Source organism: Paenibacillus sp. HJGM_3, assembly GCF_045062745.1.
Lineage (GTDB): Bacteria > Bacillota > Bacilli > Paenibacillales > NBRC-103111 > Paenibacillus_AA.
Map to the genome: position 1 here is coordinate 140,404 of NZ_JBJGED010000016.1, position 12,147 is coordinate 152,550.

The following is a 12,147-nucleotide window of genomic DNA, read 5'->3' on the forward strand; positions in this document are numbered from 1 at the left end:
TAACTAATTTTAACTAAGAGCCTGCTCCAAGCGCTTCAGCTTGCCGGACATGCTGCCGTCATACAGCCGGTCGCCGATGCGGACTTGAATGCCGCCGATCAGGCTGGCATCGACCACATTGGTGACGCGGATCCGCTTGCCGGTAACTTGACCGAACTTCTCCGCTACTTGCTGCGATTCCTCGGCCGTGAGCGGGTAGGCGCTGACAACCGTCGCGTTCGCTTGACCCAACGCTTCATTGGCCACTTTCACATAGCTATCTACAAGATCCGCGAGCACGGATTCTCTTCTTCGCTCCACGATCAACTGCAGGGTGTTCAGCACGGCAGTCGACACTTTCCCTTCAAACGCTTGCTTCACCAGCCCAAGCTTGTCGGCAGCAGAGATGTTCGGATGTTCAAGCAGTTTCCCGTAGTCGGCGTTCTCACGAATCACTTGCAGGATTCCCTTGAGCTCCTCCTCGACCTGCGCCACGTTGCCTTGCTGCTGGGCGACCTCAAAGAGCGCCTTCGCGTAACGTTTGGCTACGATCATTTCCCTGCTCATACATTGCCCCCTACCTCTTTCAGGTATTGGTCAATCAGTTCTTGCTGGGATTTCTCGTCCACTTGCTTTTCGATAATCTTAGAGGCAATCAAAACAGACATGGCGCTAACTTGCCCGCGCAATGCGGCAACAGCCTTGTTCTTCTCGTTCTCGATATCCTTGAGCGCTTCATTCTTCAGGCGGTTCGCTTCATCCTTAGCTTGCGCCAGAATGTCGTCCGCTTGACGCGTGCTTGTTACTTTCGCTTGCTCGATCAGATCGTACGCGTCCTTGCGCGCCGATTGAATCGCTTGCTTCTGTTCGTTCAACAGACGCTCGGCTTCCGCACGGTTTTTCTCAGCCGTGGAGATTTGTTCCTGGATTAAGCTTTGACGCTTCTCCATGATGCCGAACAACGGGCCGAACGCATATCTCTTAAGCACCCACATCAATATCCCAAATGCAACTAACGCATATACAAACGATGTCCATACGAAACTCAACTCGGGTCACTCCCTTCTGGGCGGTTTCTTCCTGTAAAGCTTCCGTTACGCAGTAACGGGACGGCGGGCAAAACGAAGGCGCGGAAGCCGCAGCCTTCCCCGCCACACCTTCTTACAATACGAACGTGAAGAGCAATGCAAATACGAGGGAGATAACCGGCAAGGCTTCTACGAGACCGATACCGATAAACATCGTCGTTTGCAAAGTACCGCGAAGCTCAGGTTGACGGGAGATCCCTTCTACCGTACGACCAACGATCAAACCGTTACCAATACCTGCGCCCAATGCGCCCAGACCGATAGCAATTGCTGCTGCAAGAAATTCCATTTTTAACTTCCTCCTCGATATAGGTTCCTAAGATTTAGGATTGTAATTGAATTGCTATATGAACCTACCGCCGGTTGAAGCGGTAAGCCAAAGCCAATCTTAATGCTCGTGCTTGTGCTCGTCGTGCGGCAAGTTCTGCGAGATGTAAACCATCGTCAGAATTGTGAAGACGAACGCTTGGATCGCGCCTACGAACACGCTGAAGCCTTGCCATATGATCAGCGGAATCGTACCCGCTACCCCCGCCATGAGAATGACGGTAATCAAGACCTCGCCGGCATAGATGTTCCCGAAGAGACGCAAACCGAGCGTCAGAAGCTTGGAAACTTCCTTGATGACCGCGAGCGGGAAGAAGCCCCAGTGCGGTTCGATGTAGTGGTGCAGGTATTGCTTCGTGTTCTTGATCAGACCCAAGTAGTGCGTGAGGAGAATGACCATAAGGGCCAAAGCCATCGTGACCGAAGCGTCGGCTGTCGGCGATTTCCACCAAACCAGTCCGATCCCGTGTTCACCATCGGCGATCGCCTTGTCGATGTCGGCTTGGGAGAGCACTTCTGCGCCCAAGAACGAGAATGCATGTTCGTGCTCGGTAATGATCCCGAACGGAAGACCCAGCATGTTGCCGACGAAGATGAACATGATCAGCGTGATGCCGAGCATGAGGAACGCACGTCCTCTCTTCATATCCATCGTACTGGAGATCAAGCCGCTTACGAAATCGACGATCCATTCCAAGAAGTTTTGCATTTTTCCAGGCTTGTCTACAGAGAGTCGCCGAGTACCGGCAATTGCAAGAATTGCGACGATTATGCAAGTCAAAGTAATCATGAACAGCGTTGTCAAATCGAAATCAATGCCACCTAGCGTTACGATAACGGATTGATGCATGCAGTATTTTTCACCCCTTTCCGCGGAATATGCGTTACTTTCTCCTAGAGTTAGAAACAATACCCAATAGGAGTGTTGCCAATTGCACGACAAATAATCCTGCGAGCGTCGTGGATAAAGCAATCTTCTCCGGGTACTTCACGACCAGCACCACGGTGAGGAGCGCGATCGAAGCGCGCGTGATGAAGCCGAGATTCACCTTGCGGTTCGTCTTCTCCACCACAGCCTTCGTCAACTGCTGAATCTTCATAGCAAGATATTGCGCGTTGATGTAGCTGACGCAAGTCCCTACGATCAACCCCATGCTGTATGCGCGATACTCCGGCAGCAGCGCCCAGGCGAAGAAACAAAAGGACAAAAAAAAGAGGGTGAACTTTTGTACCGCTTTCAGGTGGGCTGAGAAGTCATCCATTCTAGTCAGAGCCTTCCGTGAAATGTCGTAATAAGAGAAAGACGCCGGCGACCCCGACTGCAAAGCCTGCCATAATGCCGACCACAATCCAAATAGGCTGTCCACCCTGCCAGCGGCTCAAAGTTGTGCCTCCGAAGTACCCGCCGAGCATGCAAACGACCAGCTCCACGCCAATAGCGCTCACCAGTCCAACAGCCTTCCATGGATTATCTTGTGAACGGGGCTTGCTCATGCGCCATGCCTCCTCCTGGAAAATCATCATTCCCACGGTGAAGAGACCTCACAATCCTCACTAATTGTATCGAAGCTGAACAATGTTTGTCAATTCTAATAAATTCAAACATTGTGTGAACGCGAGACCGCCATCCCTTGCGGGACAACGGATCTCGGCGATCGGTAACCCGACAGCATACAGTACGACTGTTTGGTTTCGCACAAAAAGTCGACAAGGTTCGCAAGGGGGGGCCGTTCGTTATGTCGTAAAGGGAGCCGGCTTGTCCGAAATCCGCCCGAAATGATGAAGAATCCCCTGCACGATTCGGCTGCACGCTTGTCCGTCCCCATACGGATTGGCCGCCCGGCTCATCTTGGCATAAGCCGCTTCGTCGGTCAGCAGCGTACGGGCCCGGGCGTAGATGAAGTCTTCGTTGGTGCCGACGAGCTCCAGCGTTCCGGCTTCGACGCCTTCCGGCCGTTCGGTTGTATCACGGAGCACGAGAACCGGAATACCGAACGAAGGCGCTTCCTCCTGAATGCCCCCCGAATCGGTCAAGATCAGGTGGGTGCGCGGGAAGAAGTTGTACATGTCTACCAGATCGAGCGGGTCCATCAGCTTGATGCGCGGATGGTTGCCCAGGATCTCGCGAGCCGGCCCTTGTACCGCCGGGCTCATGTGAACCGGGTACACGACCACGATATCCTCGAACTCATCCACCAGCCGCAGCACTGCCCGGAAAATGTTGCGGTGCGGCTCGCCCTGGTTCTCCCGCCGGTGGGCGGTCATCAGCACGAGGCGCCGGTCGCCGGCCCAGTCGAGCACGGGGTGGGAGTACTCTTCCTTGGTCACGTATTGCGCGACGTCAGTCACCGTGTTCCCTGTGATATAAATGGCCGATTCCGGCTTGTTCTCGCGGCGGAGGTTGTTCGCGGACCAATCGGTCGGCGCGAAATGAACGTCGGAGAGCACACCCGTCAACTGGCGGTTCATCTCCTCCGGATAAGGCGAATATTTGTTCCACGTCCGCAGCCCCGCTTCCACATGGCCGACGGCGATCTGCTGCATGAAGGCGGCATAGCTCGCCACGAACGTCGTGCTGGTGTCGCCATGCACGAGGACCATATCCGGCTTCGCTTCGCGGAACACCGGCTCCAGGTCCTGCAGCATGCGGATCGTCAGTTCGTTGATCGTCTGGCCGGCCTTCATCACGTTCAGGTCGTAATCCGGCTTGATGCGGAAGACGTCCAACACTTGATCGAGCATCTCCCGGTGCTGCGCCGTGACGCAGACGATCGATTCGATGTGCTCCGGATGCTTCTCCAGCTCGAGGACGAGCGGAGCCATCTTCACCGCTTCCGGTCTCGTTCCGAAGATGGTCATGATTTTCAGACGTTGCATCGTTCCCTCTCCCTTTCTTTCCCTATCCCTAATACCCAATGGAATTCTCTATTTGGTCCCGAACAGCCGGTCCCCCGCATCGCCGAGGCCGGGTATGATGTATCCATGATCGTTCAAGTAATCGTCGATCGCTGCGACATAGATGTCCACATCCGGATGAGCCTGCTGGACCGCCGCGATCCCTTCGGGCGCCGCGATGAGACACATCAGCTTGATCTGGTTGCACTGCCGGTTCTTCAGCGCCTGAATCGCCGCGATGGCGGATCCTCCCGTTGCGAGCATCGGATCGATCACGATGAGCAGCCGTTCCTCCACGTCCGTCGGCAGCTTCACGTAATACTCCACGGGCTTGAGCGTCTCCGGATCGCGATACAAGCCGACGTGACCGACTTTGGCCGCCGGAATCAGCTTCAGGATGCCTTCCACCATCCCGAGCCCCGCGCGGAGGATCGGAATCAGCCCGAGCATCCGTCCGGAGATCACCCGGCAATCGGCCATGCTGACCGGCGTCTTCACGGAGACGTGCTGGAGCGGAATGTCCCTCGTGATTTCGTACGCCATCAAGGTCGCGACTTCATCGACGAGCTCCCGGAAATCTTTGGTGGTCGTATTCTCGTCGCGTATGTATGTGAGCTTATGCTGTATCAAGGGATGGTCACATACGAAAACCTTGCTCATGCGAATTCCTCCTGAACCTAATGAGTCTGCCATCGTGTTCCATGCGCGACTTCGTCCAAATACCCGTCCTATTATATCATTGTATTTTGCGCGTTGCACGATTCATTTACACGCCAGCTTCTGGCAGGCATTTCTGAATCAAAGGCCACCGGTTATGCCTGCGCAGCCGCACAAAAACACCTCCGGATGCCGCCTGCAGCGGCGCTTCGGAGGTGCGTGATTTCGGGATCCATAACCCTTCGTAATACTTAGTAGGACAAGCCGGCGTAAAGCGGATATTGGCTCGTCAGCTGCTTCACCAAGCCGCGGGCTTCGTTCAACACGCTCTCGTCCTTCGGGCTCTTCAGCGTCATCGCGATGATCTTGGCGATCTGCTTCATCGCGGCCGCGTCCATGCCCCGGCTCGTAGCGGCCGGCGTCCCGATCCGGATGCCGCTCGTGATGAACGGGCTCGTCGGATCGAACGGAATCGCGTTCTTGTTCACCGTCACGCCAACTTCGTCGAGCACATGCTCGGCGTCCTTGCCGGTGATGTTGATGCTGCGGAGGTCTACTAGCATCAAGTGGTTGTCGGTGCCGCCGGAGACGATGTTCAGGCCCTCGGCCATCAGCCCTTCGGCCAACACTTGGGCGTTGCCGATCACGTTCTTCGAGTAGGTCGCGAATTCAGGCTGCAGCGCTTCGCCGAACGATACCGCTTTGCCGGCGATGACGTGCATGAGCGGACCGCCTTGCGAGCCCGGGAACACGGCCTTGTCGATCGCTTGCGCCCACGCCTTGCGGCACAAGATCATCCCGCCGCGCGGCCCGCGCAGCGTCTTGTGCGTCGTCGTCGTCACGAAATGCGCGTACGGGACCGGGCTTGGGTGCAGGCCGGTGGCCACCAGACCGGCGATGTGCGCCATGTCTACCATGAACAGCGCGCCTACATCGTTCGCAATTTGGCCCAGAGCCGCGAAATCGATAATACGCGGATAAGCGCTAGCGCCGGCTACGATCAAGCGAGGCTTGTGCTTGAACGCGAGCTTGCGCACTTCGTCATAGTCGATGCGGAAGTCTTTCTCGCTTACCCCGTAAGCGACGAAGTTGTAGAGCAGGCCGGAAGCGTTCACCGGACTGCCGTGCGTCAAGTGGCCTCCGTGGGCCAAGTTCATCCCGAGCACGGTATCGCCGGGCTGCAGGGCGGCCAAGTAAACAGCCATGTTCGCTTGCGCGCCCGAGTGAGGCTGCACGTTCACGTGCTCCGCGCCGAACAGTTCCTTGGCCCGGTCGCGGGCGATCGTTTCGACGATGTCCACATACTCGCAGCCGCCGTAGTAGCGCTTGCCGGGATAGCCTTCGGCGTATTTGTTCGTCAAGACCGTGCCCATCGCTTCCATAACCGCTTCGCTGACGAAGTTCTCCGATGCGATCAGTTCGATTTTATCTTGCTGCCGGCCGCGTTCCAGTTGAATGGCTTCCATAATTTTCGGGTCGCTTTTGCGCAAATGTTCCATGAGTCCGATTCCTCCCGGGATAAGTAAATAGTTGAATTATTGATAAACCGCCCGGACGCCGCCGATCAGCTTAGGCCGGGTATAGGCCATCGTCACGTGCGCCTGTCCGATCGTGCGGATCGAGGGACGTACCGGGACCGCGACACGACGCAAATGCATACCGATGAACGTATCGCCGATATCGACGCCGGCATGGGCTTGGATCGACTCCACGACGCAGGGATTCGATAGATGCCGGTACGCATACGCCGCCATCGAGCCGCCCGCTTGGCGTACGGGGACGACGGTCACTTCCTCAAGCGTCGGGTTGGAGTCGAGCAGCTCACGCTCCACCACCAACGCCCGATTCAGATGCTCGCAGCATTGATAGGCGGGCTGAAACCCGACCTCGCCCCGCACTTGCTCGACTGCGCGGAAGATCGCTTCTGCGACATCCTCGGTCCCGGCCGTGCCGATCCGCTGGCCGACGACCTCGCTCGTGCTCGTGCCGATGACGACCACCTGGCCGCGGCGGATGTTACCCGCCTGCACGAGCTCGCGCAAAATCTGCTCCACGTCCGCCGTGATGTCGGCGGCTTGCAGCTCATTCGATTGCTTAGACATTTCCTGATCACCCCAAGCTTGAATTAAGGATGAATGGCGAATTTGTCTTCCATTTCTTTGATTTTCCGAATCCGGTTGGCGTGCCGCGGGCCTTCGGAGAACGGCGTGTCCAGCCAAATCTTGATGATCTCAAGGGCGACTCCCGGTCCAATGACCCGTTCTCCCATTGCCAAGACATTCGAGTCGTTGTGCTCCCGTGTTGCTTTGGCCGAGAACAGATCATGCACCAAGGCACAGCGAATGCCCGGCACCTTGTTCGCCGCGATCGTCATGCCGATGCCCGTGCCGCAGATGAGAATGCCCCGGTCGGCTTGACCGCTCGCCACTTGCTCGCAGACGGGCAGCGCATAGTCCGGGTAATCGATCGAATCGGCGCAATGGCAGCCGAAATCTTCCACATCATGTCCCGCTTCCTTCAAATAAGCGATCACGTCGTCCTTTAGCCGAAAGCCGGCATGGTCCGCCCCAATTGCGATTTTCATACGATTACTCCTCCTTCCAATCTACCTGTAGTATAACCGAAACAAGGCCCAAGATGAAAAAAAGAGCAGGCGATCGTCCGAAAACGATCGTTGCTCTTTGCCCAGGCGACCGGCCGTATGCCTCGATGCTCCATTGGGGTCCTCCCCGATTGTCGCCAGTTACACCGAGTCCAACATCTTATCTTCATCATACCTCAATCGCCTTATAGTGTAAAGGGTCTACCGCCTAGGCGGCCGCCCCGCTCGGATGCCGCCGTTTCCCGCTCACCGCATGGAATCGAGCTTCTCGATCAGCTTGCGCAGGGCGCTCTCGATCTCCTCCGCGCACGCTTCGTACTCCATCAGCGATCCGCCGAACGGGTCCTGAATATCCATGCTCGGCAGCTGCCGTTCCAGCTCCTCCAGCCGGTCGAGCTCCTGCTCCTCGATTCGCTCCATGAGCGCTTGCTTCACGAGCAGCTCGGACATAAGCTCTCCCCGCTCCGACAGGAGCCGCATCAAGCCCGGATCGTCCATCACGAATTCTTTGAGCGTGAACACTTTGTCCAGCGCTTCGGGAAACCGGGAGAGCACCGCTTGCTTATGGGAACCCGTCATCGTAAGAATCAAGTCCGCCCATTCGACCCAATCGGCCTTCAGACTGTCGGACCGCCGCTTGTCCACGCCGCCCTTGCGGCTCAGAACCGTCGCGGCATGCTGGGACACCGGGGACCCGCCATTCGTGGACACGCCGGCCGATCGTGCTTCCCAATTGCCCTGCCTCGACTTCGTCAGCACGTGGAACAGGCCTTCCGCCATCGGGCTTCGGCACGTATTCCCGGTGCATACGAACAAAATCCGCTGAACGCTCATCCCACCCCACCCTTTCAAAATAGAAATCGGATGCCGAACGCGACCAGGATGAGGCCCCCGATCGCTTCGCCGTATCGGCCCGTCCACCGTCCGGCGTTGCGGCCGAGCAGCAAGCCCGCGATGGACATGATTCCGCCGAATAAGCCGAACATGAGCACGGTCAAAGCAATATCGGTAGCGAACAACCCTAGCGATACGCCCACCGACATCGAATCGATGCTGACGCTGATCGCGAACAACAGGACGCCCCACAGCGTTCTATAGTCGAACGCCGTGATGGACGTCGTATGAAAGGCGCTGTAGATCATATGGCCTCCGAGGAGAAGCAGCAGCCCGCCTCCGGCCAGGAGCGCTACGTCTCCCAGCAGGGCGCTGGCATACTGGCCCATGAACATCCCCGTTAATGGCATCATAACATGGAACAGCGCAATGACCAAACTGATGCGGAGGATATGCAGCAGGCGGATGCCCTGCAACCCGATGCCAATCCCGAGGGAGAAGGCGTCCATGCCCAAGGCGAAGGCCATCATGCAAATCGTAATGAATTGCCCGGCATGTGCCGAGGCGTTAATGGTAACGGCGGTCATGGAATCTCCCCCACATCCTTGTCCTGCACTTCTTAACCAACATATGCGGACAAGTGGGGAAACATGTACACGACAGCAGCCGATCCGTCAGGCGTCGACCAGTCGGCCGCCCGCCGCCTTCAGCATGCGGTTCATAAGCGCCGCACCCAACCCTTCCTCCGGGTACGTCTCCGCCCAGATGGCGGTGACGCCCGCTTCGTCGAACCGCCGCAGGGCGGCGTACAGGCTGTGTGCGGCCGCTTCGAGGTCGTCGGCGCTGCCGCAGGCGAGCACGAGATCGGCGTCGAAGAGCGGCGCCCGCTCCCGCGTCGTCAGGATGCCGGTGCGGTCCCCGACGCGGCGCGCTTCGTTCACACGCGCCTGAATCCACGCGACGGCGGCGTCCGTCGCCGCGGGGTTGGCTGCGCCGCCGGCAGGCGGCTGCGTGCGCACGAGCGTCATCGCGCCCCGCGGCGCGTAGTGCGCGTACTTCACGCCGGGCGACTTCGGCGTGTAGGCCGCCGCGTCGCCGGGCGACGCGGCTTCGGCGCCGGCGGCTGCGCCGGGCGCCACGATCGTGCAGGCGGGCGCCGCCGCCTGCAGCTGGCCCGCGGTCACGCCGCCGGGCCGCAGGATGTGCACCTGGTCGCCGACCACCTCGACGACCGTCGACTCGAGCCCGACGCCGGTCGGTCCGCCGTCGACCAGACCCGCGATGCGCCCGTCCAGGTCCTCGTGGACGTGCGCCGCCAGCGTCGGGCTGGGGCGTCCCGAGCGGTTCGCGCTCGGGGCCGCCACCGGGCAGCCCGCCGCCCGGATCAGCGCCCGCGCCACGGGGTGCGCGGGCATGCGCACGGCGACGGTCGCGAGCCCGGCCGTGACCCGCGGGCTCACGGCGCCGGGACGCGCCGGCAGCACGAGCGTGAGCGGCCCGGGCCAGAACCGGGCCATCAAGAGGCGGGCGGTGTCGCTGAAGCCTTCCTCGGCGACGAGCCCGTCCAGCTCCGTCCAATCGGCGATATGCACGATGAGCGGATTGTCGGACGGCCGTCCCTTCGCGCGGAAGACCGCCTCCACCGCCGCGGTGTTCGTGGCGTCCGCCCCGAGCCCGTACACGGTCTCGGTGGGAAACGCCACGGTCTCGCCGGCGGCGAGCAGGCGCGCCGCTTCCAACAGGGAAGCCGGGACGTCGCCCTCCACGGCTTCGTCCACGGCTTGAGGATTGACTTGCCATGTAATGGTCATTCGAAATGCATCCTTATCTAGATGGGGATGAAGTAGCTTGCCAATTCTCCTATTATAGCGTGCCGGGCCCCGGACTGTCATGCAGAGCCTCCCGATCAGACGGCTGGGCGGCGCTTAGGCAAACAAGCTCTTCACCACATGCCCGATCTTATGGCCGATCTTCTTGCCGATTTCCCACACGAAAAACTTCACTTCCGCTTTCGGAGCGCCATCTTCACTGGCACCTGCTTGAACTGCTTCGCTCTTCTCACCTACGTTTGCCGCGGAGTCCGCTTTTCCGACGGGCTTAACCGTCGGCGTAGCCTTCGGGTCTTTGGAAGCCTGGCCTTCCTTGGAACCATTGGTAGCCTTAGTTTCCTTCGAATCCTTACCAGCCTGAGCATCCTTAACCGTTGGTTCCGCCGCAGGCGCCGGAGTCGGAGCCGGTGCGGCTTTCGCCTTGACGCCTACGAAGCACAGCGGCGGGAATAGCACGCACCACCAGTTTTGGCCTTGCCCGCTGCCGAGGACGATGCGGAGTGCTTCATAGGTGCCGGCGGGATATACTTTATTGCCGAATGGTTTGGCCGGGAACGGCACTTGCCCGAGCTCGACCTGATAATCCTCGGCGTAGCCGTTCGCCTTCAGTACGCGTCCAACCACTTGCTCCAATGCCGGGATGTTCGCCCGGATGGCGGCACGCGCTTCATCCAGACTGGTTGGATCAAGCACCCAGCTGCCGATCTCCTTGACGACCTCGAGCTGCACTTGGCGCTTGATCCATTGATCCTGGGGGCTGTCCGAGTTCGCGAGAATGCGAATCCGGATCGAATCTTGCGGTATGGTAGAATCCAAGACGGCGGCTTGGATTTGATTGGATTCCCAGCAGAACATCATGATCATAATGGCGAACGCTACGAAAAAATAAGGACGATATGAGACCCGCTTAACCAAATGAAACAACTCCCTTCCCTACCTAGTCCAAGTATCGCCAGGCGGGAAGAGAGTTAAACCTAGTACTCTATGATTTTTTCTATAGGAATCTAGTAATCTACCAACCGGTGAATGCTAGCGAATCCATTCATCGCCGCCCACATCACCGCCGCACCGCAATCACGTGCCGCTCAATACCGGCCAAGTCCTTCACTAGCCGAACCTCAGCCCAGAGGCCGGTATGCGTGAGCAGCTCGGCCACAGCGGGCGCTTGCCCTTGGCCGACCTCGAAGCCGACGATCCGCGGCGTCCGCTCCAGCCGGGTGAGCTGCTCCGTGAGCCGGCGATACAGCGCCAAGCCGTCCGGACCGCCATCCAGAGCCAGATGCGGCTCGTAGCAGCGCACCTGAACTTCCAGCCCTTCAATCGCCTCGGACTCGATGTAAGGAGGGTTCGACACAACGATATCCAACCCATCCGCGTCTCCTCCATGCAGGAAAGGCCCCAGCAAATCGCCTTCATGGAAAGCGACCCGCTCCACGACCCCGTTCCTCTTCGCGTTGCCCTTCGCCACTTCCAACGCGGCGGGAGAGAGATCTACCGCTTGGAGCCGCCACGCCGGCCTCTGCACGGCCAACGTCACCGCGATCGCCCCGCTGCCGGTTCCGATATCCGCCACGACGAGCGGTGTATCCTCGCGCCATAACGAGCCCGCGGTCCGCACAATCTCCTCCACGAGCAGCTCCGTTTCCGGCCTGGGGATGAGTACGGCTTGTTCCACGTGGAACCGGAGCCCGTAGAACTCCTGCTCCCCGATGATATATTGGACCGGCTCTCCTGACGCTTTGCGCAGCACATAGCCGGCCCAGTCTTCCTCGCGGTCCGCCGGGAACGGCTCCCCCCACCGCAAGAACAGCTCGGTCCGGCTCCAGTCCATCAAGTGGCACAAGAGCAGCTCCGTGACGATGGCCGCATCACGTACGTCCGCCCGCTGCAAAAAAGAAGAAGCCTGCAAGTAGGCTTCGCGTATTGTAGACATCGG

At 58.9% G+C, this 12,147-nt stretch carries 16 protein-coding genes and 1 riboswitch; all 16 genes read right to left on the reverse strand.

Annotated elements, in window-relative coordinates; genetic code table 11:
• Positions 1 to 9 precede the first annotated feature (9 nt).
• A complete protein-coding gene (locus ACI5FR_RS18460; protein ID WP_405456923.1) occupies positions 10 to 546 on the reverse strand; it encodes a F0F1 ATP synthase subunit delta in 537 nt (178 codons plus the stop codon).
• The gene (gene atpF, locus ACI5FR_RS18465; RefSeq protein WP_405456925.1) at positions 543 to 1,028 is read right to left on the reverse strand and encodes a F0F1 ATP synthase subunit B; all 486 of its coding nucleotides are present in this window, start codon (positions 1,026 to 1,028) and stop codon (positions 543 to 545) included. Before atpF ends, ACI5FR_RS18460 begins: the two co-directional genes overlap by 4 nt.
• Positions 1,029 to 1,140: 112 nt before the next feature.
• Positions 1,141 to 1,356: a F0F1 ATP synthase subunit C gene (gene atpE, locus ACI5FR_RS18470; protein WP_405456927.1), complete on the reverse strand. Its 216-nt coding sequence runs from the start codon at positions 1,354 to 1,356 to the stop codon at positions 1,141 to 1,143.
• A 99-nt stretch (positions 1,357 to 1,455) separates the two neighbouring features.
• On the reverse strand, positions 1,456 to 2,244 hold the full coding sequence (gene atpB, locus ACI5FR_RS18475) for a F0F1 ATP synthase subunit A (protein ID WP_405456928.1): 789 nt from the start codon (positions 2,242 to 2,244) through the stop codon (positions 1,456 to 1,458).
• Positions 2,245 to 2,278: 34 nt separating this feature from the next.
• Positions 2,279 to 2,656, reverse strand: a complete 378-nt coding sequence (locus ACI5FR_RS18480; protein WP_405456930.1) for an ATP synthase subunit I — start codon at positions 2,654 to 2,656, stop codon at positions 2,279 to 2,281.
• Position 2,657: 1 nt separating this feature from the next.
• On the reverse strand, positions 2,658 to 2,888 hold the full coding sequence (locus ACI5FR_RS18485; RefSeq protein WP_405456932.1) for an AtpZ/AtpI family protein: 231 nt from the start codon (positions 2,886 to 2,888) through the stop codon (positions 2,658 to 2,660).
• 240 nt (positions 2,889 to 3,128) lie between these two features.
• Positions 3,129 to 4,271 carry a non-hydrolyzing UDP-N-acetylglucosamine 2-epimerase gene (gene wecB, locus ACI5FR_RS18490; RefSeq protein WP_405456935.1) on the reverse strand — a complete coding sequence of 381 codons (1,143 nt, stop codon included), beginning with the start codon at positions 4,269 to 4,271 and terminating at the stop codon, positions 3,129 to 3,131.
• Positions 4,272 to 4,319: 48 nt separating this feature from the next.
• A complete protein-coding gene (gene upp, locus ACI5FR_RS18495; protein ID WP_405456937.1) occupies positions 4,320 to 4,949 on the reverse strand; it encodes a uracil phosphoribosyltransferase in 630 nt (209 codons plus the stop codon).
• Between the two features lie 248 nt (positions 4,950 to 5,197).
• Positions 5,198 to 6,445, reverse strand: coding sequence for a serine hydroxymethyltransferase (locus ACI5FR_RS18500; RefSeq protein ID WP_405456939.1), 1,248 nt, complete (start codon positions 6,443 to 6,445; stop codon positions 5,198 to 5,200).
• 36 nt (positions 6,446 to 6,481) lie between these two features.
• A complete protein-coding gene (locus ACI5FR_RS18505; RefSeq protein WP_405456942.1) occupies positions 6,482 to 7,048 on the reverse strand; it encodes a TIGR01440 family protein in 567 nt (188 codons plus the stop codon).
• A gap of 23 nt (positions 7,049 to 7,071) precedes the next feature.
• Positions 7,072 to 7,530 (reverse strand): ribose 5-phosphate isomerase B, encoded by a 459-nt coding sequence (gene rpiB, locus ACI5FR_RS18510; protein WP_405456944.1) that lies wholly within the window; start codon positions 7,528 to 7,530, stop codon positions 7,072 to 7,074.
• Between the two features lie 92 nt (positions 7,531 to 7,622).
• Positions 7,623 to 7,703: riboswitch (ZMP/ZTP riboswitch) on the reverse strand.
• A 91-nt stretch (positions 7,704 to 7,794) separates the two neighbouring features.
• Positions 7,795 to 8,382, reverse strand: a complete 588-nt coding sequence (locus ACI5FR_RS18515) for a low molecular weight protein arginine phosphatase (protein ID WP_405456946.1) — start codon at positions 8,380 to 8,382, stop codon at positions 7,795 to 7,797.
• A gap of 14 nt (positions 8,383 to 8,396) precedes the next feature.
• Positions 8,397 to 8,969 carry a manganese efflux pump MntP gene (locus tag ACI5FR_RS18520; RefSeq protein ID WP_405456948.1) on the reverse strand — a complete coding sequence of 191 codons (573 nt, stop codon included), beginning with the start codon at positions 8,967 to 8,969 and terminating at the stop codon, positions 8,397 to 8,399.
• A gap of 87 nt (positions 8,970 to 9,056) precedes the next feature.
• Entirely contained in the window at positions 9,057 to 10,193 is a 1,137-nt protein-coding gene (locus tag ACI5FR_RS18525) for an L-threonylcarbamoyladenylate synthase (protein WP_405456950.1), read from the reverse strand.
• Positions 10,194 to 10,307: 114 nt separating this feature from the next.
• Complete coding sequence (gene spoIIR, locus ACI5FR_RS18530; protein ID WP_405456952.1) at positions 10,308 to 11,126, reverse strand: stage II sporulation protein R; 819 nt, start codon at positions 11,124 to 11,126, stop codon at positions 10,308 to 10,310.
• Between the two features lie 142 nt (positions 11,127 to 11,268).
• Positions 11,269 to 12,144, reverse strand: a complete 876-nt coding sequence (prmC, locus tag ACI5FR_RS18535; protein WP_405456954.1) for a peptide chain release factor N(5)-glutamine methyltransferase — start codon at positions 12,142 to 12,144, stop codon at positions 11,269 to 11,271.
• Between the last annotated feature and the right edge of the window lie 3 nt (positions 12,145 to 12,147).